The organism is Pseudomonas sp. 51_B (assembly GCF_017491595.1).
Classification (GTDB): domain Bacteria; phylum Pseudomonadota; class Gammaproteobacteria; order Pseudomonadales; family Pseudomonadaceae; genus Aquipseudomonas; species Aquipseudomonas promysalinigenes.
Genome location: NZ_JAFGYW010000397.1, coordinates 1 through 447, shown reverse-complemented (window position 1 = coordinate 447; position 447 = coordinate 1). Strand labels below are relative to the sequence as shown.

The 447-nt window shown below is 62.4% G+C and carries 1 protein-coding gene; it reads left to right on the top strand.

Annotated elements, in window-relative coordinates; all coding sequences use genetic code 11:
- Positions 1–424: crossover junction endodeoxyribonuclease RuvC (locus tag J5M56_RS25410; protein WP_207938111.1), on the top strand; the 424-nt coding region annotated here is incomplete at its 5' end.
- Between the last annotated feature and the right edge of the window lie 23 nt (positions 425–447).

Sequence of the window (447 nt, the reverse complement as noted above, 5' to 3'; positions counted from 1 at the left end):
CCGACTACTGCGCATCCACGACGGGCTGGAGGAGTGGCGTGACCACACCCGCCCCGATGCCATTGCCGTCGAGAAAGTGTTTGCCCAGCACAACCGCAATACGGTAGCTGGTACCGCTCAGGCAGCCGGAATCGCGATGATGATTGCCGCCCGGCATGGTCTTCCAGTTGCTCTTCACACTCCAAGTGAGGTTAAAGCGGCAATCTCGGGTTCAGGACGAGCCGACAAAGCCCAGGTGGGTTTCATGGTGGCACGGGTGTTGCGGCTCTCGGCTCCTCCCAAGCCTGCTGATGCTGCCGACGCTGTCGCCTTGGCGATCTGCCACCTGTGGCGTGGCGGGGCGGCTCGTCGCATTGAAGCTGCTGTGGCTACGCAACGACGCGGTCGGCGTGTGCCCCGTTCTTGGAAGGACCTAGCCCGGTGATTTCCCATTTTTCCGGCACGGTA